The following is a 23,118-nucleotide window of genomic DNA, read 5'->3' on the forward strand; positions in this document are numbered from 1 at the left end:
AACGAGGTTGAGATGGCGAAATCCCTGCCCTACACACCGCGCGTCAGAACGCCGCAGGAGGAGTTGAGCGAGGCCAGCGCCGAGAACGCCGAGGCCCTGCTGGAGGGGTTGAAGCTCCTGCGCGCCCTCCACGACCACGGGGTTCTCGACGTATTGAACCGGGGAGTACGCGGCGGCGGTGGAATGGTCGGCGAGACGTTGCACGTGCTGGAGCGGGACGACTCCACCCGTCTCATCCGCAACTTGCTGGAAGTGGGCCGGGCCGTGAGTGACCTCGACCCGCAGAACGTCGGCGTACTGGGCCGCGCGCTGGGTGCGGGCGTAAACGAGGGGGCCATACGGGTGGCACGCGGCGAGCGGGTCGGCCTGCCCGAACTGCTGGGCCTCCTACGCGACCCGGACGTTCAGGTGGCGCTGACGGCCCTCTTCGGCCTCCTGAAGGGCTTCGGCCACGCGCTGCGAACGGCGGAGGACGGCGAGGCGTGACCCCCCGGCCCTCCTCCCCCGCCGTCACGGGAGCGCGCGTGCTGGCGTATGCGGGCGGCCAGATCACCGAGCGGGACGACGCGGTGGCGGTGGAGGAACCGCTCGAACTCCGCGTGTGGGACGGCGAAAAATCCATTCCCCTCGCCGTCACCATGAGAACGCCCGGTCACGACCTCGACCTCGTGCGGGGCTGGCTGCACGCGGAGGGTCTGCTGGACGGAGACCCCGTGTCGCTGGGGCAGGACCCGGACACCCCCAACGTCGTCACCCTGCACGCCCCCAATCCCCAGCGGTTGCTCGCCTCGGCCCGCGTGGGCGTGACCACGAGCGCCTGCGGGGTTTGCGGCAGCGGTAGCGTGGAGCGGCTGGCGGTGCGGGTGTGCCCCCCGGTGTGGACGGCGGGTCTCCTGTCCCCCGCCCTGCTCGCCGGGCTGCCGGGACGATTGAGGACGGCCCAGCCCGCCTACGACGCGACGGGCGGATTGCACGCGGCGGGCCTCCTCACCCCAGCGGGCGAACTGCTGGCGGCCTTCGAGGACGTGGGGCGACACAACGCCGTGGACAAGCTCGTGGGCTGGGCGCTGGGCCGTGGCCTGCTCCCGCTGGGCGACCACCTCCTCGTGACGAGCAGCCGCGCGGGCTTCGAGGTCGTGCAGAAGGCGGCGCTGGCGGGCGTGCCCGTGGTCGTGACGGTGGGGGCACCGAGCAGCCTCGCGGTGGAGACGGCGGCGGCGCTCGGCCTGACCCTGGTGGGCTTCGCGCGGGAGGGCCGCTTCAACGTGTACGCGGGGGCGGAACGCCTGGCCTGGGAGGACACTGCCGGGGGAGGTCCGGGCCTCTCGTCCACGGGGTCGTGATTCGCCCGATGTCTGCCCGATGTGTCGTCCGGTGGCCGCATGGGGTAGCCGGACACTCCTTCAGAACGCACTCGACCGCGCCTCCTTCCCCTTGTTTCCTATTCCAGTAGGCCCGTGCTCGCCTGTCCCACGAAGGTCTCGACCCAGGAGTAGGACAAGGAGGCGTGGCCCTGGTCGCCCCAGCAGTCGCCCCAGGAGTTCTTGACGATGAAGGAGCCGGAATCGTCGGCCACCGCGTGATTCGGCAGCACCCGCCCGATATTCTGGCTGGAGATGAAGCCGGTCACGGTGACGACGTGGTTGAGGTCGAGGTCGGCCCGGCCCCTCACGTAGCGCAACGTCCGGGCGGGCACGAAGCCGTTTGCGTCCGGGTTCATGTTGTTCAAGGGAGGACGCGGCGTTCGCGGTGGGTTTGAAGTAGCGGGCGTCCAGCGTGACCACCGTGGCTGGCCTCGACGGCTCTCCCCGCATGAATCGGGGTGGCTCCGCAGGGCGCGCGGTACACGGGGCCACACGCCGCTACACCCCGCCTGCCTCGGCCCCCGCCCCCGGCAGCGCCTCCCCGCAGCGGCGGCAGAAGCGGGCGTCTGGCTCGTGGCCCTCCAGCCCGCAGCGGGGGCAGGACGGGCGGCGTCCCGCACCGGAACCGGCAGACCCGGCAGCCGCTCCCCGCCTCCCCGCCTGCGCCTGCGCGATGCCCACGGTGACGATGCCGGTGGGGACGGCGATGATGCCGTAGCCCAGGATCATGGCGACCGAGGCGAGGGCCTTGCCCCACGGCGTCTTGGGCGCGATGTCGCCGTAGCCCACGGTCGTCAGGGTGACGATGGCCCAGTAGATGCTCGTGGGGATGCTGGTGAAGCCGTATTTGGGTCCCTCCACGACGTACATCAGCGCCCCGATGATGGTCACGAGCGTCAGGACCACCGCGAGGAAGACCGTGATCTTGGCGAGGCTGGCGCGCAGGGCCTCGGTGAGGACGCTCGCCTCGCTGAGGTAGCGCGCGAGCTTGAGGATGCGGAAGATACGCAGCAGCCGCAGCGCCCGCACGATCAGGAGGTACTGCGCCCCCGGAAAGAACAGCGCCAGATACGCCGGGATCAGCGAGAGCAGGTCCACCAGCCCGAAGAAGCTGCGGACGTAATTGCGGGGGTGCCGCGCCGAGATCAGCCGCAGCGCATATTCCACCGTGAACAGCAGGGTCAGCGCCCACTCCACCTGCCGCAAGACGGGGCCGTACCGCGCCCGGAAGCCCGCCACGCTGTCGAGCATCACGGTGAACACGCTGACCAGAATGGCGGCGATCAGGAGCAGGTCGAAGAGACGCCCGGCGGGGGTGTCGTTGTTATAGATGACGTTGCCGAGCGTCACCCGCCACGCCGCCCGCCGGTCCTGATCCTTTGCCCGCGCCCTCTCCGTCACCCCCGGAGTCTACCGGGCGCGGGGGAAGGGCGGCTGTATCGGAAGGAGAACGCCAGGCCGATTCCTGCGCGGGCGGGAGCACCTGGGCGGCGGATCACCCGCGAGTCACGCCCAGGTCACGGGGACCTGCCTAAGCTCGGTGGCGAGGAGGGCGGGCAATGGGCGACCCTCCGAGACACCACATCCAGTGAGAGGAAAGGGAGGCGGGCGAGATGACGCGAGACGTGGACTTCGGGTGGGACAGACTCCCCATGCACATGGGCGAGAGCGGCGCGGCGCGGGCGGAGCGGGGAGAGCCGGGGGACGACTGGGACCCCCGTGAGGAGGACGCCCCGGCCACAGCAAGCACCTCCGACCCCGTGCGGCGTCCGGGCGGAGGCACGCCGAGTGGACCACGCGGCCCGGAGACCGACGGGGTGACGACGACGACGGACTGAGCCTGTGCGGCGTGGGACCTCCCGCGAAGGTGGGGGCTGGGGGCGGCAGAAGGTCGAAGGCACGCGCCCCTGGCCTTCTGCCTTCTGCGACCCTCACAGGACGCCCAATCAAGGGGTGACGACCGTTCCGGGCGGGCCGGGCTGAAGGATGAGCTGAATGCTCGCCTGAAGATGCCCCTCGAACTGGGCCGCATCGGGGTCGGGGTCGGGGGACGAGGGGAGCGGGGTTTCCAGCACCCGCTCAGCCTGAAGGACGAGCTGACGGGGGGCGGCGGGATGCCCCGCGACGAGGTGCAGCAGCCGCCCCGCCTCCCCGGTTCGCCCAAGCCGCGCCATGACCTCCGCCACGCCCTCCAGGCAGGGCAGGATGACCGGCCACTGACGCAGGGGCCACGCCTTCCCCAGGCCCTGCACGAAGAGGCTGTGGGCCGGGTTCAGATGCCCCTCGGCCAGCTCGACCCGGCCCAGCGTCTCCAGCACCTCGGCCTCCAGCGAGGCGTCGCCCAGCGCGCGGATGAGCGTCAGGGCCTCCTCGCCGTGGTCCCTGGCGCGGCTTCCCTCTCCCAGCGCCGAGAAGACGACCGCGAGGTTGTTCAGGAAATGCACCGTGACGAGGGACAGCCCCAGCTCCCGCGCCTGCCCCAGCCCCTCCTCCAGCACTCCCCGCGCCTCCCCGAACCGCTCCGTCAGGATGAACATTGCCCCCAGGTTGTTGAGCGTCCGGTTCACGTCGGCCACGAGGCCGAGGTCCCGCCCGAGCCGCAGGGCTTGCCCATACCACGCCTCGGCGCGGCGGTGGTGGCCCAGCCACTGCTCGGCGGTGCCCAGCATGTTCCACAACCGGCAGGTCGTCGCGTCCTCGCGGCCCCCGGTCAGGGACAGCGCCCGCTCCCAGTACCGTTTGGCGCGGGCGGGGCGGCCCCCCCGCAACTCCAGCACGGCGAGCACGTCCAGCCCCTCGACGACCGCCTCGTTCGCCGTGTCGTCCAGCAGGCCCAGCCCGCGCTCCACGAGGGCACCCGTCTCCCCCGGCGTGCCCAGCCGCAGGTGGAGGACCGCCCGGTGGATCAGCAGCTCCCCCAGCGTCACGGGGTCGGCGTTCGGCAGCCCGGCGAGGTGGTCCGCCGCCCCCGCCAGCACCTCGATGCCGTCGCGGTAGCGCCCGGAGCGGTCGAAGAAGACCCGCAGGACGCGGGCGGCCCCCCGCAGCGCCGCGAACTCGCCGTGGCCCGTGGCCCAGGCCCAGGCGGCGAGCAGGTTCTCGTACTCGGCCTCCAACTCCCGCAGGGCGGCGCGTTGCCCCGGCCCGGCGAGCGCCTCCCCCCTCCCCGCGAGGAGACCCAGGAAAAAGCGGGCGTGGGCCTCCCGCGCGGCCTCCCCCTCGGCGGGATGGGCGCTCAACTTCTCGGCGGTGTACTCGTACAGGAGGGGATGGCGACCGTAGCGGCCCCCCGACATCGGCAGCAGCAGCGACTTGTCGGTGAGGGTGGCGAGGACGGGCAGGGAGACCCCGGCCACGCGGGCGGCGGCCTCCCGGCGGAAGGGACTGCGGAAGACCGAGAGCCGCGCCAGCGCCCCCTGCTCGGCCCCGTCCAGCAGCCGCCACGACTGCTCGAAGACCACCCGCAGGCTCGCGTGCCGCGCCGGGCCGCGCCCCCCCACGTCCGTCAGGAAGTCGAGGCTGCGGCGCAACTCGGCCACGATCTCCTCCACGGGCAGCACCCGCGCCCACGTCGCGGCCAGCTCGATGGCGAGCGGCGAGCCGTGGACGAGGCGGCACAGCTCCAGCACCGCGTCGCGGTTGTGCGCGGTGAGGGCGAATCCCCGCCCGCTGCGCTGCGCCCGCTGGACGAACAGAAGGAGGGCGGGGTGGTCGTCCAGCTCGTCCCCCGACTCCTCCGACCAGCGGCGACCGAGCGGGACCAGCCCCTCCAGCGGCAGCACCCATTCCTCCTGCACGTTGAGGCGTTCGCGCGACGTGACGAGAAGTTTGAGGTGCGGGCACGCCTCCAGCAGCGCCACGAGCTGCCCGGCGGCCCCGATGACATGCTCGAAGTTGTCCAGCACGAGGAGGAGGTGCCGGGGCGCGAGGAGCCGGGCGAGCTGCCGGGCGGGGTCCTCGGGTCCCTCCAGGCCGAGGTGCAGCGCCTCCACGACGGCGGCGGTGAGGTGCGCCGGACTCGCCACGGGCGCGAGGTTCACGAAACACACCCCGTCCGCGAAGGCCCCGGCCTCCTGAAGGGCACACGCCGCCTGCACCGCGAGGCGTGTCTTGCCCATCCCGCCCAGCCCCACCACGCTCAGGAGGCGGCACACCGGGTCCAGCATCCGCCGCAGGGTCTCCCGGACCTCGGCCTCCCGCCCCACGAACGAGGTGCCGAAGGTGGGCAGCCGGGAGGCCGGGGCGGGGGGCGCGGGCGGAGACGGGGGGGACGGGGCGGGAGCGGCTTCCGGGCGCAGCAGGCGGCGGGCCTCCTCCGCGCTCAGCGGCAGCGTGAGGCCGTACCGCTCCGCCTCACGCCGCACCTCCGCCGCGTGGGGGCTGTGGCCCGCCAGCAGCAGGAGGTACAGCCGCCGCAAGTCCTCCGGCTCGGGTTCGGGGGCACCGGGCAGGAGGTACGCGGTCTCGGCGTGGCGCGTGGCGGTTGCGTCCTCGCCCCGCGCGGCGGCGGCCTCGCCCAGCGCCAGCCTCGCCTCCCGCACCCTCGCGGCGAGCAGTTCGCGGCTGTGGAAGACCCATTCCTCCAGCTCCGCGCTGGGGTCGGGCAGCTCCAGCCCCTCCAGGAAGCGGCCCGCGTACAGCTCCACCACCCGCGCGTGGTGCCCCCCCCCGGAGGCGGCGAGCAGGTCGAGCGCGTCGGTGGGCACGCGCGACACGAGGCGGGTCCCCTCCGCCGCGAGGCTCCCCGGTGCCCCCGCCCGCAGCCGCCGCACGGCCACCCGCAGGCTGTTCGCCGGATCGGTGGCGTGCGGCCAGAAGAGGTGGTGCAGGTGCGTGCGCTCCCGTGGCCCCTCCAGCGACAGGTACGCCAGCAGCAGCAGCAGCTTGGGCTGTTGTCGGGGACCGTCTTCCAGCCGGAGGTCGCCCAGGGTGCGTAGCATACTCCATCCTATTCCTTCTGTAGCCGAAGTGACAGGCGAGGGGAAGGCGACGGGGGGAGTTGGCAAGCAGGTTGTTCGGAGGTTGGAGCAGTTGACAAAAAAATTGTCATGCAGAGCATCAGCGAAGCATCTCGAAACGAGATGAAGGAGGCCCTTCGCTGCGCTCAGGGTGACAACCCTTCTTCTGTTGACTGCTTTAAACCCGTTCGCCCCCTCCCAATCTCACCCACGAGGGGGAGCGGCAACCCTCTCAGGCTTCTGCTTTCTGTTTCCCCTCTCTCGTGGGGACTCAGGGAGCCGTGAGAGAGGGGGCTGGAGGGAAGGTTGTGGAGGGGGTTGTGGGCGCAACCCGCCCTCTCTCCACGGCATCACCACCCGGCCTCGTTCACGCCCCGGACACGGGGGGCGGCGCAGGGTGGGCACACAGGTTTCGGCCCCAGAGATGGGCGCGGCGGCACCGTTCCGAAGACGGCACGCCCCGCCCGTCCCGCCCGCTGCCCCATTGGAGGAACCATGCCCGTTCTGTCGCGCCTCAAGCTCGCCGAACTCAAGCACCTGCACCTGCACGGCACGCTGCCGGGGGAACTCCCGGAGAGCCTCATCCTGCGGCGACCCCCACCCCCCGTCCGGGGTCGCCCACGCGCCGAACTCCGCGTCCCCGTCCTCACCGAGGGGGACGTGACGGACACCCGGCTCTTCGAGGACGCGGCGAACCCCGCGCTGCGCTTCTGGCTGCCCCGGTATGCGCTGGCGACGGAGGACACGTCGGCTGGCCCCCGCTACCGGGCGCGGCTGGCCGGGCAGGCGGGGCAGTGGCGGCTGGACTTCACGCTCGGGCGGCACGCGGCACCGGAACTGGGGACGCTCCCGGCGGACGTGGGGATGCTGGACCACACCACGGAGGCCCGGCTGCGCTGGGAGCGGTCGGGCGTGCTGCGCGAGCTGCCCTTCACCGAACGGCTGGAGCACCCCGACGGCACGCTGGGCGTGGCCCTCACCGTGGCGACGCTGCCCGAACACGACGAGCTGTATACGGCCCTGACGAGTCAGGACGCGGGGGCGACGCTGATCGTCACGCGGACGGTGCGGGTGGGCGTGCGCGTGGTGGAGGAGCCTCCCCCCCGCCCGGTCTTCCGCGTGCCGAAGCGCGTCCCCTTCGACGATGCCCCCGGTCCCCGGCCCCGCTTCCCGGTGAGACGCCTGTCCCCGGACCTCCTGGACCGCCTGATCCAGACGCTGCCGCCGACGGAACCCGGCCCGGACATCCTGACGACGGATCGGCTCACGGTCCTCCCGGTGGCGGACCTCGCGCGTTTTGCCCGGCCCGCCGGACTGCGGGTGGCGCGGACGCCGCACCTCCTGGCGGGGGGACTGCTGACGGATGCCCGCGCGGACTTCCTCGCCGCCCGGACCCTGGACCGCACCCTGGTGCGCGATCACCGTAGGCTCCTGCCCCTGAACCTTCCGCTCCCAACGCCGCAGGTCACGGTGGGGACGCCGGAGTTCTTCGACCAGGGAGGCGAGCTGTGGGCACGCTACCCGCTGCGGGTGACGAACGCGGCGGAGTACGGCGACGACCTCTTCGCCCCGTCGCCCGACCTGCCGCCGTGCGGGACGAACACGAACTCGGCGCGGACGTGGGTGGACATCTTCGACCCGAACAACTCACGGCTGTACGGCTTCTGCGCGCTGGGACGGGCGGCGGACCTGGAGGGGCTGTGGGTGGCCGTCCCCGTGCAGACGCGGCCCGCCGGGGTGAGCGTCGAACTCGTGGACCGCCGCGCCGGACGCTCGGCCCGCTCCGCGACCGTGGCGCTGCCGCCGCCGGAACTGTTCACGGAGGTCACGCGCAGCCTGACGAGCGAGGAGACGCTGTTCTTCCACCCCGGTCTGCACGCCTACGTCTTTCCCGGTCAGGGCATGCCGGGCACGGGAACGGCCCCCGGTCTGACCCCCCACACCCTGCCCTTCGGCGGGGCCTCCCACCGCTACTACCAGGACCACGTGCGCCCGGAGACCTTCCGCTTCCTCCCCGACGTGTTCAAGCTGGCGCGGGAGGACGACCCGCCTCACAGGCCCCGGCTGACGCTGGAAGCCCTCGCGCCGAACCGCTACCGCCTGACCTTCGTGGCGCGGCCCTCGTCCGACCTCGACCGACTGGAGGACGCGCGGGTGAGGCTGGCCCGTCACCTCCCGGCGGGACATCCCCGGCCCGTGCGGCTGGAACCCTTCCACACGAGCCATGTCCGCTTCATCCCCGACAACGAGGGGTTGTACGCGGGCGGGAGCGTCCAGACGACCAACTTCACCGAGGTACGGGGCGCGGTGGAGCTGGAGGGCGAGGCGTTCGCCCGCGTGTGGGACGAGTTGACGGGGGCGCTCACCGTCGGGCTGGGGGGCAAGCTGCGCGCCGAGGTGGGGGGCCTGCCCGCCGAGGAGGTCGGAGTCGTGCTGCGGCTGGACGACACGCTGGGCGAGTGCCTGAGCGTGAGCGCCGAGGCCGACGCTGAACGTGGCGGCTACCGGGTCACGCTGACGAACACGGTGGAAAGCCCGCTGCGGGTGAGCGAGTCGCTCGTCAGCCCCTTCGTCACGTCCGCGAGCGATCCGGGGGCCGAGTTGCGCCCCGCACGCTGGGACATCTGGAGCGCCCTGTCCGACCCCCTCCGCCCCGGCGAGGAGATTCGCGCCCTGCTCAAGCCCGTGGACGCCCTGACGCCGGGAGACTCGCTGGCGAACTGGCTGCCCGTCGTGGACACCGACCGGGTGCGCGCCGTGCCCGACGTGGAGCGCATCACGGCGGGGATGCTCGTGGGCACCCTGCGGACCTTCGAGCGCGTGGTGACGGTGGAGGTGCCCGCCCATGTCTTCGCCCACGCGCCCGACCCGGCGCACCCAGAACGGCGGCTCCTCGCGGTCCTCGTGGACTTCGAGCGCGGGGACACGGCGGAACTCCTGCCGCCCGCCACGCCGGACGTGCCCCTCGTGCGCGGCGAGGCGACCGTCGCCTTCCCGCTTCTCGACCTGCTGCTGGGCAGGCCCGCGAGCGAGTACCACTACCGCGTCCTGCCCGTCTACACCGACGGCCCCGGCCAGCCCGGCGAGAGGCGCAGCGACGTGACCGAGCGCCTCGTCGTCGGGCTGGGGTGAGGGGCGACATGCTGCCGGACTTCGAGTTCGAGACCCAATTGGAGGGCTGCCAACTCTACCCGACCTTCGGCGGGGCGGGGCCGGGATGGGTGACGCCGCGCGGGGTGGCCTTCGCGTCCGACGGGGACGGCCTGCCCGACTTCCGGCTGGCCCTCGTGCGGGGCGGCGGACCCTTCACCCGGACCTCGGCCCGGTTGGAGCTGCGGCTGGAGGCGACGTATGACCTCGCGGGGGCGGGCGTTCCACCCGCACAGCTCACCCCCCTCCTGCCGTCCTCCGGGCACCTGCGCCTCTCGTTGCCGCTCTCAGGGTCGGGGCAGGCGGAGACATTGGCCGTGCCCCTGACGTGGAGCACGCTGGGCCGGGCGCGGGTGACGTGGCGACTCGGCGCGGAGGCGGGGGCGGTGCTGCGCGGGGCGCTGGAGGGGGGCACGCTCGCCCTCGGCGCGAACGTCGTGCTGGCCCTGCGCGGGGTGGCGGCGCGGGGCGGCGGGCACGTCACCTTCGACCCGCAGGCCCTCGTGCGGACGCTCGCCGGAGTGCGCGACGACCGGGGGCGGACGACCTACGAGGCGCTGCAAACCTTCCTCCGTGCGCCGTGGGACGGCCAGCCGTGGCGCTGGCAGCCCTCGGGACGTGGGGATGAGACCCCGTGGGCCGCCCTCCTCGACCGCTGCCTCGCGCGCTTCGGTCGCCTCGCCCCGCCCGAGGACGGAGACCTCTCCCCCGCCGTCACGTTCGACGAGCCGCCCCCCGGTGAGATGACATGGCCGCTGGACGACGTGCTGGAGACGTGGCGACCCGTGCCGTTGGAGTGGCGTCCGCTGGAAGCCATGCGCGGGTGGGCGGAGCGGGCGGGCACAGAACGCTTTGTCACGCTGATCTCCGCCCCGCCCCTGCCACGCGGCGAGGTGCCGTTGGAGGCGGTCGGCAACCTGCCCGCGCATCGGGTCAATGTGTTGGAGGTCGGCGCCCACGTCGCGGTCCCGGCGCGGCCCCCGTTCCGGCCCCAGCCCGTCCACGTCACGCTGACGCTGACGCCGCAAGACACGGCAAATGCGACCCTGCGCCTCTCACCGGGCGAGGTCCCGGCCTACGAGGTCCGCCCCTACGTCCTCTTGACGAGTGTGACGGCGGGCAGCCCGCGCACCCGCGTCCTGACGGGTCCATCCCGCCCCGGCTCGGGCGAAGTCCTCGAACTCGGCGTGGCCGACCTGCCTGCCCACTTCATCCCCGTTGCCGCCGAGGCCGCGCTCCTCGAACGGGCGGTCCTGATGGGGGCTGTGGCGTGGACGGAGGCGGACGGGGAGCACCACGTCCCGATTCGGCTGGAGCGGGGGCGGGCCGAGGTGAGTGTGGCCGTGCCGCTGGGCGTGGAACCCACCCTCTGCCTGAGAGCCGAGGCGCTGAGCAGGGGCGCGAGTCTGGACCTTCCCACATCGGACATCGAACGCCCCGTCACCCTCTGGCACCTGCCCGGCTTCGGGGCGCACAGGGTCCGCTTCGTGGCTCCGACTGGAACCTCCGCCCTGAGCGTGGAGGTGGAGACCGAGGCGGGCGGCCTTCCCACCACCCTCCACCTGCGCCGCGACCGCCCGGAGGCCGAGTGGTCCTACGTCGTGGACGACCCCTTCCGCCCCGGCTACCGCTTCCGCCCGCTGCCGGACGGGGCGTGGTCGCCGTACCTCTCGCCCCTCGCCGTGCGCGAGGTGACGCTCCACCAACCCCATGAGGAGGTTCCCACGTGATCGGGACCGACCCTACCGAGGCCACCGTCTTCCCCGACCCGCAGGACGCCGAGCGGTTCCTGTACGTGCCCGGCGACCCCACGCCCGAACTCGGCCCGAACGGGGCACCGAGCCTCACGCTGCTGATGGCGGGCGCACACTCACGGCTGCAACTCGGTGCGCGGTGGACGGTGGATGAGGCGACGCTCGACCGCCTGCGCCGCCGCCTTCTCACTCAGCACCCGGAGTTGAACTCTGCCCGGCTCAGCCTCCAGCCTGCCCCCGCCCGCGTGCGTGAGGTGACGTTGCTCCTGAAGGGGCGCGAACTCGCCCACTCGTCCTCCTCCGGCTTCCTGCCCTACGCCGCTGTCTTCGCCATACCACTCATCACCGAGGAGGACCGCGCCGCCGCCCTGCGCGCCGTCCACGGCACCGAGGGGGAATTGACGGTGCGCTACACGGCGGACGTTCAGGGCAAGGACGGGTGCTGGCAAACCGTCACGCGGGAGGGGGACGTGGGGCGCTGGTTCCGGGGCCGCTCCGCCGACGGCCACCTCCTGTTCGCCCCCGGTGCGGACACACCGCCCGTCTCTCCCACTCCCGACCTGCCCACCGCCGTGACCTTCCACGTTGGGGCGCGGGCGCGTGACATGCCGCTCGCCTTCGTGACGCTCGCGTGGGGGGCGGAGACGGCCACCCTGGGGCCGCCCGACTTCGGCCCCGCGTCCCTCGGCACCTCGAAGGGTCCGGTCGAGGTCACGACCCGCTACACGACGGGCGGGAAACCCTACACGACGTGCCTCATCCCGGACGGGGACACCCACGACCTCACCCCCGCCGACCTCGGCCTGTGCGAGGTGGTCCTCGACGCGGAGGGCTGGCACGAGCGGGACGTGCGCGAGGTGCGGGCACACGTCATCTACCGCGCGGCGGAGGGCGGCACCGACGACGAACGCACCGTTCACCTGCGCGGCGAGACGTGGACGACCCGCTGGTGGCTCGTGACCCGCCCCTCCCTCGACTCCTCGACCTCCGACCCCTCGACCCCTGGCACCCCCACCCTCGCCGGAACCCTGGAGGTGTCCCTCAAGATCACGCTCCCCGACGGCCAGACCCTCATGCCGCCCCGCTTCCGCGCCACCGACCCCCACCTCACCCTCACGCCCCCGCCCGCAGAGGACGGGGAGACCCAGGAGGCCCCCCATGATTCGGATTGATCAGCAGATGGTGCTCAAGGAAGTCCCCGACGTGACGATCTGGCGCGACGACGCCCTCGCCCACGTCTTCTACGTGCTGCCCACCACGCCGCGCTTCCGGCTTCAGGGTGGCAAGCCCGTGTTCAAGTTCATCAAGTACCGGATGCCGAAGGACCGGGCGGACGGGAAGAAGGGCGGCGGCTTCGTCTTCTTCGATACCGAGATCGCCGTGCCCGACGCGCAGCTCGCCAAAGTCACCGAACTCCTGCAAGCCGACCTCGACAAGAAGCACGCCGAGGAGCATCGGCCCGGCGCGGCCCCCCGCGTCCAGTACGGGACGATGACCTACACACGCGGCAGCGTGCGCCTGCTGCTGGAGGAAAACGGCGTCCTCGTGGAGAGGGTTCGTGGGGCGGGCAAGCCGTCCTTGTACGGCAACAACGTCGCGGCCTTCATGGTCGAACTCTCGCCCGAGGGCGCGACCGTCATCGAGGCGGCGATGCAGGGGCAGGGGGCGTCCGCCGTGCAGGTGGTGTACGACCTCCACTTCTGGGTGAAGCTGCCGCCCATCCTCGCCGTCGTGGACTTCAACGCGACGAAGTTCTACGACTACGCGAAGTCGGTGGACCTCGAGGTGAGCATGTGGACCGAGGACCACTACCGCGAGAGCCTGCGCGAGATTCTGATCGAGAGCCAGTCGGGCACCGCCCGCATCGAGGCCAACTTCGCCCTGAACGACCCGGAGGCCGACCGCAAGCTCAAGGACCGCCTGCGCGAGTGGGCGCAGCGGATGCTGGAAGACACTCTCACCCGCGTCTCGCAGCAGCAGGCAGCCCCGGCGCAACCCGGCGGCCCCATCGACTCGCAGAAGCTCTTCGACAAGACGCTGGAAGAACTCGGCGGCGACGACCTCGACAACTTCCAGCAGAACATCACCCAGCAGAAGTTCCAGAACTTCCACTTCGAGTTCCGCGAGGACTCCGCGACCGAGTGGAACCTCGCCCCGCAGGGCACCCTGCCCACCCTGATCTCCCTGCTCGACGAGCGCGGCCAGCCCATCAAGTGGGCCGACTACTCCCTGCTCATCGACGCGGACGACCCCTTCTTCAAGCAGCTCAACATCAACGCGCAGGTCAACGCCGACTTCGCGGGCCTGCCCCTGCACAGCGTCGAGATTCACATCGAGTACCCGAAGGCGAACGGCGGCAAGGAGATTTTCGACCACCGCTTCGCCACCCCCGACGAGACGGCGAAGTTCAACCCCTTCCTGGAGGGCAACTCGCACAAGTACACCTACTCCTACGAGGTGAACTACAAGGGCCAGAGCCGGACCTTCAAGTCCCCGCCCGTCACCACCGAGGACCAGTACCTCACGATCAACCTCGACGACACGGGCATCTTCAATCTCGACACGGTGAGCGGCGACATCGACTACGAGCAGGTGAAGTTTGCCCAGGTGGAGCTGCGCTACCCCGCCGGGGCCGCTACTCCCCTCGTGCAGGAGAAGTTCACCCTCGACAAGGCCACGCGCACCCACCGCACCCAGGAGGTCATCTTCGAGGCGGTGGACCAGCCCTACGAGTACCGGGTGAAGTACGTGCTGGACGGCGGTAAGGAGATCGAGACCGGCCCGGTGAGAGACGCCGCGCGGCCCTTCGTCCTCAACGACCCGTTCGTGGAAACGCGCTCGGTCACGGTGCGCGCCACGGGCGACCTGAAGACCAGAGTGCAGACCATCTTCCTCGACCTCGTGTACGAGGACACGGCGAACAGCTACCGCCAGGCGAGGTCGGTCGCTCTCGACACGAACACGCCCGCCGAGGAATGGCTTATCCCGATCCTCGCCGGGTCCACGGGCAACCTGAAGTACTCGGGAACGATCCGCTACTTCGACGGCACCGAGGAGCCTGTCCCCGAGACCATCGACACCCGCCCGACCATCCTCGTGGGGCCGAGCGTGCGCGACCGCCTCGCCGTGACGGTGCTGCCCGACTTCATGTTCGACAGCGCCGACGTGCGGCTCGTGCGCGTGGCCCTGAGCTACACCGACGAGGCCAACGGCGTGAACAGCCGCAAGGAGTTCACCTTCCGTGCGGGAGCCGACGCAAGCCCCGCCGAGTGGAGCGTGGACCTCAAGGACAAGACGAAGACGGAATACGCGTGGGAGGCCCTGTTCTTCCTCAAGCCCAGCGGACAGAAGAAGGCGGAGGGGCGGACGAGTGAGTTGACGCTGATTCCGGAGTTGCCCGCGTAGGGAGCGGTCAGCGGCCAGCTTCCAGCGGCCAGCGGGAGGGGGAGTTGGGCGGGGCGTTGCTTGGGTTGCCATGCACGTTCACCCCCTCCCGGCCTCCCCCCTCAAGGGGGAGGAGAAGAAGAGCGAAAGCAAGAGCTTTCTTCTCCCTCTCCCCTCGTGGGAGAGGGCCGGGGTGAGGGGGCGTGTGACCACCCCCGCCGCCCAACTCCCCCAAACGCCCAACCCCTCATCCCTTGCCCCAGAGGTCCCCATGCTCTATCTCAAACCGCCCTACCACCTCATCAACGGCGTCACCGTCTTCCGCGACCACGAGGACCCCCTCCAGTTCTACTTCCTGCCCGCCGCGCCGCGCCTGACGGTCTTGCAGGACGAGGGCGGGCAGCGCATCCCGCAGTTCCAGCTCATCAAGTTCCGGGGGCAGGCGGGTAACGGCGGCTTCCTGAACTTCGATGTGAACCTCGGCGTGCCGGGGGAGACGCTGGACGAGGTGCGGCGCGAGTTGCGGAGTCAGGAGCGGCTGACGGCAGACCCGCGCCTCTCGCCCGTCCTCCTCGAAGACGGCAGCGTGAAGATGATGCTCTTCGGCAAGCAGTCGCCCGCGCCGACGCCGACCGGCCCCACCCCCGGCCCGACGCCAACGACCCCGCCCACGCCCAGCCCCCAGTTCGTCCTCAAGATCGACCACCACGCCAGGCCCTCGCTCTACGGCGACAATCAGGCGGCCTTCTCGGTGCAGCTCGACAAAGAGGGCGTCACCGTGCTGGAGCAGGCGATGAAGGGCGAGATGTCACCCATCGGCATCGTGTACTCGCTGAATTACCTCGCGTTGCGGCCCGCGTACAACGTGCGGCTCTCGGTGGACTGGGAACGGGTGCAGCACCACTTCGAGGAACATTTCGGGGTGGACGCGCTCTTCTTCCAGGCGGACATCGACAAGGTTGTGGACGAGCTGATGGACAGGCGGGTGATCGTGCTGGAGGCCGACACCTTCGTCCCGGAGGGCGACGAGGAGGACGGCGTGACGGGCCGCCGCGACCAGGCGCTCGACCAGGTGCGCGACATGATCACGGACGCCTTTTTCACCCCGTCGCTCAATCCCTACGAGGAGAAGCGTGACGGCTGGGACAAGGCGGCGGATTTCCTCGACCGGCTCTCGCAGGGACCGGCGGGCGGACAAGATGCCCTGTTCAGCTACAGCCGCCTCGACTACACGCGCATCGACCGCAAGTCGCTGAACATCTCCATCAGCGAGCGCACCACCGTCAAGCGGTCGATCTACCCGCAGGGGCACCTGAGCGGCATCTTCCGCACCCTCACCCGCGAGGGGCTGGACCCGGAGAAGTTCATCCTCTCCGTGGACCTCGACGACCCGTGGTTCGAGCGGCGGCGTGTCCACGTCGTCGGGCGCTCGGATTTCGCGGCGGACGGCATCAACTCGGTGAACGTGCGCCTGCGCTACGGCAACCAGCCGAAGAACGTGCTGCTGGACGCGGGCAAGGCGACCGCCGACCTTGAGTGGGCGAGCGTGCTGCAAGGCGGCGGGATGGTCCGCCCGGTGCAGGCCGAGTACACGGTCAACTTCAAATCCACGGACGGCGGCGAGCGGCCCTCCCAACTGACCTCCGAGCCTTTCACCTTCGAGGGCGACAACCTGGAGATCGACCCGCGCGGCGACGGCCTCTACGCGCTGGACACGGTGCCCATCGTCGCGCTGAACTTCCCGTGGGCACGCTACCCGGTCATTGAGGCACAGTTGCGCTACACGGACGCGGCGGGCGGCATCCGCCAGAGCGACACCTTCCTGCTGCGCGAGGGGGAGGCGGAGGCCCGCTGGCAGCGCTTCGTGCGCGACCCGGAGAAGGCCGACTTCCTGTACCGCCTGATCTACCGCGCCGCGAACGGGCCGGATGAGGTCGGCGAGTGGACGGCCTCCTCGGACGACCAGATCATCGTGCGCGACCCCCACCCGCGCAAACACGTCCTGTCCGTCGTGCCCAACTTCCGCTGGTCGGAGGTGGACCGCGCCTTCGTGGACCTCATGTACGAGGACCCCGAACACGGCATCCAGCACGCCGAATCCTTCGAGTTCACGGAGACGCAATCGGGCACCCGCGCCTTCGTGGTGGACCTGGAGGGGCCGGAGAGGCGCGAGGTGAGCTACACGGTCACGGTGCTGCTGAGGGACGGGCGGGAGGTTCAGATTCCCCGCTCGGTGACGCGCGCCCCCCGCGTGATCGTCTCCGCGCAGATGAACGGCCACCGCGTCATTCAGGTGCGCCCGCCCGCCGCCGACGCCTTTGGGCAGAAGCGCCTCAGGTCCGTCCTCGTCTCCCTGCGCTACAGCGACGCCGACCACCGCCTGAGCTACCGCGACGAGTTCACCTTCACGCCCGGCACCCTCGAACCGCAGTTCTTCGAGTTCGACTACGCCGACCCCGCCAAGCAGCGCTACGCCTTTGACCTCAAGTACACCTTCGTCAACAACCTCCACCGCACCGTTCCCGATCAGATGAGCGCGGACGGGCTGTTGCAGGTGCCGCTGCCGGCGTAGGGGGCGGCCAGATATTAGCGGTCAGCCGTCAGCAATCAGCGGTCAGCGGGGTAAGAGTTGGGCGGTTCGTTGAGTGGGTTGCCAGGCCTGCTTCACCCCCTCCCGGCCTCCCCCCTCAAGACGCTTGATGTGAATTAGAAATTAAGCGTGCCGGATGTGCTTTTTTCTCCCTCTCCCCTTGCGGGAGAGGGCCGGGGAGAGGGGTGGCGAGCCACGCTCGCCCTTCTCCTGGACAGCAAAAACGCCCCTGCCGCCCGATCTGCAATTCACATCAGGCGTTCAAGGGGGAGGAGAAAGAACGCGAGAGCTTGAGCTTTTTTCTCCCTCCCTCCTCGTGGGGGAGGGTCGGGGAGGGGGGGCGACGTGACGACTCCACCGCCCAACTTCCCCAAACACCTAACCCCTCATTCCTCCCCCGGAGGTCCCCATGCTCCTACTCAACAGCCCGCGCTCCATCGTCGTGGACGGCCTGACCGTCTTTCCCGACCACTCCGACGAGAATCAGTTCTGGGTGCTGCCCGGCCCGGTACAGCTCGGGAAACGACGCGCCGACGGTCGGGCCTCGTTCTCGTTCATCAAGTTCAAGCCCGCCGCCGTGCAGGCCGGAGTGAAGGGCGGCGGCTTCCTGATGTTCGAGGTCGGCCTGCCCCTCGATGAGCGGGCGCAGCGGCGCATCCTCACTCGGCTGCGTTCCCTCGCGCCCGATCCCCGGCTGAGCCTCGTGCAGTTCGACAAGGGAACGGTGCGTTGCATATCGCTCGACCTGGAGGGGTCGGGGGGGACGGCCACCGATGCCCCGCCCGGTGCCTTCCGTGCTGTGGAGGAGATTCTGGGGGCAACGACGCCTTCCCTCCAGGGCGACAACACCGCTGCCTTCAGCCTCACGCTGAGCCAGGAGGGCGCTATCATCCTCGAACAGGCGTTCCGCAAGGGGACGACTCCAGTGGGCGTGGTGTACGACCTGACCTTCACTGGCCTGCGCCCGGCGCTCGACGTGGAGATCACCGCCGATCTGGAGCGGGTGTATCGCCAGTTCAGCGCCAATCTCACCGGGCAGCTCTACTGGTTCAAGGCGAGCATCGATGCGGGCTTCGAGAAGCTCGTGCAGGATCAGGTCATCGACATCAAGGTGGTGAACGCCTCCACCGACAGCGACCGCGAGCAGAAGGAGAAGTGGGCGCTCGACTTCTTCAAGGACCACCTGCTGACCCAGTGGTTCACGCCGACGCTGGCACCGGGCACGCTGGCGGGAAGCGGAGGGGGCGGCACGACGACGCCGACGAACCCGACAACCCCAACGACTCCCACGACTCCGACCAACCCGACCAATCCCACGACGCCGACGCCCACCAACCCGCCTGGAGGGGGCACGACCACGCCCACTCCGCCGAGCGGTGGCACGACTCCAACCAATCCCACACCAACCCCGACCAACCCGACGACCCCGACTCCTCCGGGTGGCGGCACCGTCAGCCCGGCCCCCGCAGGTGTGGCGACTGCCACCGCCGTTCGCCAACCCGCGACCCTCGCCATGACGGGTTCGGACCCCACGCCCGCGCCCGCCGGATTCCGCATTGAGCACACGCCGTCGGCAAGCGGACAGACGGAGACGCTGCGGCTCCTCGGAGGCGACCCGGCCTTCGCGCCGACCCTGCGGGTGAACGGTGTGGAGGTCCCGGTGGCGGACGACCGCACGGCGAGCGTGGAGGTCGCCCCCGGCGCGAACCGCGAGCTGGAGGTGGAGTACGGCCCCGTCAGCGGTATCGAGTGGCTACGCTTCAACTACGATGAACCCGTCGAACCCGGCTGGAGCGCGGTCACTCCCCCCAGCGGCGTCTTCGCCCGCTACACCGAGGGCACGCCGTCCGACCCGCAGGACGACTGCTTCACCTCGTCAAAGGCCGACTTCCTCGCCTTCCTGGGCCGCCTCGCGGAGCCGAAGACGGTGCGTCTGGAGGGGCAGGCGAGCTACGAGGTCAAGCCGCGCACCGCCGCACAGGAGACCGCGTACACGGCGCTCAACGTGCGGCTCTCCCAACGGCGTCTTGATGTAGCGACGGCGCTTGCCCGTAAACGTGGCGTGCAGATCGACCCGACCTCCCGCGCGTCGGGCCACACCAACTCGGAGGTGCTGTTCAAGGACGGCGACCCCGGCAACGACCCCAGCACGAGCCGCAACGAGTGCAACGACTTCCGCTCCGTGCTGGTGAGCGGCACGACCCAGCGCCGCACCGTCTTGCGCGCCATACTGAACCGCCCGGCGGATGGGGTGGACCCTGGCCCGGACCCGCAGCCCACCCCGACTCCAACTCCAACGCCTACCCCGACGCCTACCCCGACGCCCACACCTACGCCTACGCCAACCCCCACGCCCGAGGACAACAGCGGCTTCAGTGTCGCGCTCAAGCTCAGGTTCATCCAGCAGGAAGAGCGGCGGACGATCAAGTTCAAGTACAACCGCTCGGACGCCGTGCAGCGCACCTATGCGCCGCAGGGCTTCATCGGCCTGATGCTCGACACGCTGGAGAACAAGCACACGTACTTCCTGGAGGTGGACCTCGACGACCCCTTCTTCCGCGTGTTCACGGTGACGGTGGAGGCCCCGCTCGACTTCGAGCGCATCGGCCTCAAGTCGGCGCAGGTGGCGCTGGACTACGGCGACCCCGCCGACCCGGCCAACCACAAGCACGGCGACTTCGTGTTCGACCGCGACCACCCCGGCGCACGGACCTTCGAGGTCTTCATGAACGCGGCGCGTGAGACCTCTTACCGGTACACGGTGCAGTACCACTTCGACCCGCAGAGCGCGTGGGCCGGGGGGCGCTTCAGCTACGACCTCCCCGCCCGCCGCACCGAGGACCGGACCCTGCTGCTCAACCCGTATGAAGACCTGGGCTTCCTGGAAATTGACGTGGTGCCGGGCCGCATCGACTGGGGCGTGGTCCGCAGCGTGGACGTGGCCCTGAGCTACGGGGACCCCGCGCAGGCCTTCACCCACGAGACGACCCTGATCTTCACGCAGGCCACCCCCGCCCAGCGGTGGGCGCTGCGCCTGAGCGACCCGGAACACCGCGAGTTCACCTCCCGCCTCACCTTCCACCTCACGGACGGCACGACGCGCGCCCTGCCCCCGCAGACCCACCGCGCCACCGCCGTCTCCCTCGACGACCCGTTCGAGGGGGCGCTCGACCTCCTCTTCTTCCCCGCCTTCGACCCGGCGACCACCCGCGCCGCCTTCGTGGACGTGGTGTACGACGACCCCACCAACGGCTACCACCGGGAAGAACGCCTGCGGTTGGAGGGGGGGCAGGAAGGAAGTCTGCGGCTGGCCCTCCTCGACCCGGCCCAGCGCACCTACCGCTACCGCGTGACCCTGGTGGACGCGGGCGGCGGTGTGAATCAGGGGGCCTTCCAGACGACGGATTCCAGCATCGTGTCGGTGAGTTGAGGGCAGCAGGAGGGCGGTGAGCGTCAGCCGTTCGCCGCCCGTCCGGCATACCAAAGGAGTGAGGCAATGAGAAACGACGTGGTGATCTACAAGATCGAGCTTCCGGCGGGGCAGGACGCCGGGGCATTCGTGACGTTCATGCGCGAGGAGTACCTTCCGGCGGTCTACCTGGGACCGACCCGCGCCGGGCAGACGATGGACCTTGTGCTGTGGCAGGCCGAGCCGCCGCCTGATGGGGCGGGGCACCACTTCTTCCTCCACATGGTCTGGTCGGGCATCAGGGGGAGCGCCGCGCGTATCCGCCTGAACGACGACACCGATTCCGTGGAGAGCAAACTCCAGTCCTTCGGGGCCAATCTCCAGCGCCTCGGCCTCTACACCGAGGCTGCCCGCTGGTCGGAGGACAGGGCGGAGACGGTGGCCTGAGCGACGACACGCCGCTCTCTCCATGCCGATGAGGTGGGGCCGCCAGAGCGACGGTTCCCACCTTTCTTCCCCTCTCACACCCGCCGCTGGGCGTCAATCTCCCCCGTCACCGTCGTCTCGACGGCGTAACCCTCGATCTGCCTCGGAATCTGGCGACCCACCGAGGCGTCTCGCAGGTACACCACGATGGCGTCGTCCCCGATGGGCGAGCGGCCAATGCCGATGCCCGTTACGCCCGGAATGTCCAGCAGCGTGCGTTCGTGCCGTCGCCGCACGTCCTCGATGGCGGAGGTCTCGGCGACGGCCTCCGCGTCCGGGTCGTAGGTCATGGCGGCCTCCTCGCGGAAGTCGGCGGGCGGGGTCTTCTTCGGCTGGTCTGGCATCGTGACCCTCTTTTCTCGTCGTTCTCGACGGAGTAGCGTTGCGTGGATTATTGGCCCAACACTACGCCTCCTTCACGCGAGGCGGTCACATTCAAGAAGGGCCGCCTCCCCACGTGAGGAAGCGACCCGATCCTTTCTGCTGGCGGCTGGAAGCTGGCTGCTGGCTGCCCCTCCCCTCAGGTGTACAACCGGATGTCCAGCGCCGCCAGCACCCGCGTCATCCGGTTGGCGAACGTGACGTTGCCGCCGCCCGCGAACAGCAGGCCGACGGGGCTGCGCTGCGCGTTCCACGTCCAGATGGAGGAGCCGGAGTCGCCCCCCGCACTGAACAGGCCGCTCGTGCCCTGGATGGCGATCTGGTCGCGGAACTGGGCCACCCGCCCGCCGCCGTAGTTGACGTTGATGGTGGCCCCCAGCCCGGTGATGCGCCCCTGGGTGAGCTGGGTCGTCCGCCCCGACTTGCCCACGACCATGCCGAGGGCAGGCAACGCGGGCACGCTCCCGATGCGGAAGAAGGCGGGGCTGCCGCCGCTGAGGTACACGATCTCGCGCCGCACCCGGTCGGGCCACGCCCAGCCCGTCGCGCAGTCCACGTAGTTCACGCCGCCCGAGAAGTTGATGGGCACGAAGCGTTCGAGGATGGCGACCTGATCCTGCGGGCAGCGTCCGCCGTCGGTGGGGCCGGGCTGACAGATGCAGTCGCCGAAGACGGCCCCGTTGCTGTTGGCGATGACGTGGTTATTGCTCAGGATCATCAGGCGCGAGGTGCGCGGGGCGGTGCGCCCGACGGCGAGAGCGCCTATGGTCCCCGCCGTGATCCTGAAGTGCCCGACCGAGATGCCGCCCGGCGTGGGCCGCAGGCGGAAGCGATGCGGCTGGGCGTCGATCAGGCCGGTGACGACCACGTTCACGGGCACGTCGTCGCTCGCCGCCGCGCGCACGCCCATCACGTCCACGACCGCCGCCTTCACGCTGTCCACCGAGGTCGGCTCGGCCACATATACGGTCAGCGCAGGCAGGCCCGGCTCGCCGGACGGATTGGGCGCGTCGCTCCCCGCGCCGATGGCGACCCCCTGGATGTTGCCCGCCGCGCCGAACGCCTCGAAGGACCGTGCCCCCGCCGAGGTGGACAGGGAGCGCAGCATCCCGTCCTCGATCCCGCGCTTGATCTCCAGCAGGTCGCGGCTTACCCCGGCATAGGCATCCGGCGTCTCCGACACGGCGGCGGCCTCGGCCTCGCTGTCTTGCGCGTCGGGCGCGGTGAACTGATCGACCGCCTCCTCGCCCCCGTTGTTGCTCGGCGTGCCCCCCTGATCTGCGCCCGTCTGTCCCCCACCGCTCGGCGGGTCCATGAAGTCCTGTCCGTTGTCGTTCGTCATGTGCGTCTCTCCTCCCCATGAGTGGCTGGCCCGCTTCCGACGCCGCGCCTGTTGCTGTCTTCATGGTCTGTCTTCACGTGAAGACGGCCCTTCCCGGCCTGTCATTGAGGTCCGGCGGGAACGGTGAGGAGATGGTGCGCCCACGCCCGTGTCCCCCTCGTGACGGCGGCGTGACGGCCCCGTGACGGAGCGGGGGGCGTGACGCTGAGCACCCGCTTAGGACTCCTCTCACTCGCGCCCTACCCCGCCGCTGTAGACCGGGGCCAGCATCCGGGAGCGTCCCGGCTTTTGCGTTGGGAT

15 protein-coding genes are annotated in these 23,118 nt (G+C 70.5%); 10 read left to right on the forward strand and 5 right to left on the reverse strand.

Annotation, left to right across the window (positions count from 1 at the left end):
* Window positions 1-12 precede the first annotated feature (12 nt).
* Window positions 13-486 carry a helical membrane plugin domain-containing protein gene (locus V3W47_RS03595; RefSeq protein ID WP_331823799.1) on the forward strand — a complete coding sequence of 158 codons (474 nt, stop codon included), beginning with the start codon at window positions 13-15 and terminating at the stop codon, window positions 484-486.
* On the forward strand, window positions 483-1,343 hold the full coding sequence (locus tag V3W47_RS03600) for a formate dehydrogenase accessory sulfurtransferase FdhD (protein WP_331823800.1): 861 nt from the start codon (window positions 483-485) through the stop codon (window positions 1,341-1,343). The genes V3W47_RS03595 and V3W47_RS03600 overlap by 4 nt, the downstream gene beginning before the upstream one ends.
* A gap of 98 nt (window positions 1,344-1,441) precedes the next feature.
* On the opposite strand, the gene V3W47_RS03605 is transcribed toward V3W47_RS03600, so the two are convergent.
* Complete coding sequence (locus V3W47_RS03605; protein WP_331823801.1) at window positions 1,442-1,720, reverse strand: C1 family peptidase; 279 nt, start codon at window positions 1,718-1,720, stop codon at window positions 1,442-1,444.
* 142 nt (window positions 1,721-1,862) lie between these two features.
* Window positions 1,863-2,765, reverse strand: coding sequence for an ion transporter (locus V3W47_RS03610; protein WP_331823802.1), 903 nt, complete (start codon window positions 2,763-2,765; stop codon window positions 1,863-1,865).
* Window positions 2,766-2,977: 212 nt separating this feature from the next.
* Here V3W47_RS03610 and V3W47_RS03615 point away from each other — a divergent pair, with 212 nt between their 5' ends.
* Complete coding sequence (locus tag V3W47_RS03615) at window positions 2,978-3,202, forward strand: hypothetical protein (protein ID WP_331823803.1); 225 nt, start codon at window positions 2,978-2,980, stop codon at window positions 3,200-3,202.
* Between the two features lie 108 nt (window positions 3,203-3,310).
* Here V3W47_RS03615 and V3W47_RS03620 read toward each other — a convergent pair whose 3' ends face one another.
* Complete coding sequence (locus tag V3W47_RS03620; protein ID WP_331823804.1) at window positions 3,311-6,304, reverse strand: ATP-binding protein; 2,994 nt, start codon at window positions 6,302-6,304, stop codon at window positions 3,311-3,313.
* 513 nt (window positions 6,305-6,817) lie between these two features.
* On the opposite strand from V3W47_RS03620, the gene V3W47_RS03625 reads away from it, so the two are divergent.
* The 7 genes from V3W47_RS03625 (at window position 6,818) to V3W47_RS03655 (ending at window position 21,056) form a co-directional block, all read left to right on the forward strand.
* Window positions 6,818-9,454, forward strand: a complete 2,637-nt coding sequence (locus tag V3W47_RS03625) for a hypothetical protein (protein WP_331823805.1) — start codon at window positions 6,818-6,820, stop codon at window positions 9,452-9,454.
* 8 nt (window positions 9,455-9,462) lie between these two features.
* Window positions 9,463-11,202 carry a hypothetical protein gene (locus V3W47_RS03630; RefSeq protein WP_331823806.1) on the forward strand — a complete coding sequence of 580 codons (1,740 nt, stop codon included), beginning with the start codon at window positions 9,463-9,465 and terminating at the stop codon, window positions 11,200-11,202.
* A complete protein-coding gene (locus tag V3W47_RS03635) occupies window positions 11,199-12,398 on the forward strand; it encodes a hypothetical protein (protein WP_331823807.1) in 1,200 nt (399 codons plus the stop codon). Before V3W47_RS03630 ends, V3W47_RS03635 begins: the two co-directional genes overlap by 4 nt.
* Window positions 12,385-14,631: a hypothetical protein gene (locus V3W47_RS03640; protein ID WP_331823808.1), complete on the forward strand. Its 2,247-nt coding sequence runs from the start codon at window positions 12,385-12,387 to the stop codon at window positions 14,629-14,631. Before V3W47_RS03635 ends, V3W47_RS03640 begins: the two co-directional genes overlap by 14 nt.
* Window positions 14,632-14,881: 250 nt before the next feature.
* A complete protein-coding gene (locus V3W47_RS03645; protein WP_331823809.1) occupies window positions 14,882-17,182 on the forward strand; it encodes a hypothetical protein in 2,301 nt (766 codons plus the stop codon).
* 427 nt (window positions 17,183-17,609) lie between these two features.
* A complete protein-coding gene (locus tag V3W47_RS03650) occupies window positions 17,610-20,630 on the forward strand; it encodes a hypothetical protein (protein ID WP_331823810.1) in 3,021 nt (1,006 codons plus the stop codon).
* A 66-nt stretch (window positions 20,631-20,696) separates the two neighbouring features.
* Window positions 20,697-21,056, forward strand: a complete 360-nt coding sequence (locus V3W47_RS03655) for a hypothetical protein (protein WP_331823811.1) — start codon at window positions 20,697-20,699, stop codon at window positions 21,054-21,056.
* 74 nt (window positions 21,057-21,130) lie between these two features.
* Here V3W47_RS03655 and V3W47_RS03660 read toward each other — a convergent pair whose 3' ends face one another.
* Together V3W47_RS03660 and V3W47_RS03665 are read right to left on the reverse strand one after the other, a co-directional pair.
* Window positions 21,131-21,439 carry a hypothetical protein gene (locus V3W47_RS03660; protein WP_331823812.1) on the reverse strand — a complete coding sequence of 103 codons (309 nt, stop codon included), beginning with the start codon at window positions 21,437-21,439 and terminating at the stop codon, window positions 21,131-21,133.
* Between the two features lie 176 nt (window positions 21,440-21,615).
* Window positions 21,616-22,818, reverse strand: a complete 1,203-nt coding sequence (locus tag V3W47_RS03665; RefSeq protein WP_331823813.1) for a chymotrypsin family serine protease — start codon at window positions 22,816-22,818, stop codon at window positions 21,616-21,618.
* Between the last annotated feature and the right edge of the window lie 300 nt (window positions 22,819-23,118).

Origin of the sequence: Deinococcus sp. YIM 134068 (assembly GCF_036543075.1) — a bacterium.
In the GTDB taxonomy this organism is placed as follows: domain Bacteria; phylum Deinococcota; class Deinococci; order Deinococcales; family Deinococcaceae; genus Deinococcus; species Deinococcus lichenicola.